Source organism: Pseudomonas sp. 43(2021) (assembly GCF_017490805.1).
GTDB lineage: Bacteria > Pseudomonadota > Gammaproteobacteria > Pseudomonadales > Pseudomonadaceae > Aquipseudomonas.
Genome location: NZ_JAFGYJ010000340.1, coordinates 1 through 495, shown reverse-complemented (window position 1 = coordinate 495; position 495 = coordinate 1). Strand labels below are relative to the sequence as shown.

The following is a 495-nucleotide window of genomic DNA, read 5'->3' as shown; positions in this document are numbered from 1 at the left end:
CCACAGACATCACGCGCATGGTCCCGGTGGGTACGCCGACCCAGGAGCAGAAACAGGATTGCACGCGCGTGTTGAAAGGCGTGATTGCGCTGTCGCGGGCACGATTTCCGAAAGGCATTCTGTCGCCGCTGCTCGACGCCATCGCTCGTGCGCCGATCTGGGCTGACAACGTCGACTACGGCCACGGCACTGGTCATGGCGTGGGCTATTTCCTCAACGTTCACGAAGGTCCGCAAGTGATCGCTTATCAAGCGGCACCGGCACCGCAGACGGCGATGCAGCCGGGGATGATTACCTCGATCGAACCCGGCACTTATCGCCCGGGCCGCTGGGGCGTGCGCATCGAGAACCTGGCGATGAACCGCGAGGCCGGCAGCAGCGAATTCGGCGACTTCCTCAAGTTCGAAACCCTGACGCTGTGCCCGGATCGATACTCGCTGCCTGATTGCTGACCTGCTGACCCAGGAAGAAAAGCAGTGGCTCAATGCTTATCAC

1 pseudogene is annotated in these 495 nt (G+C 61.6%); it reads left to right on the top strand.

Annotated features, from left to right (window positions below):
- A pseudogene (locus J5M71_RS27525) lies at window positions 1–495 on the top strand (M24 family metallopeptidase); the annotation flags it as partial.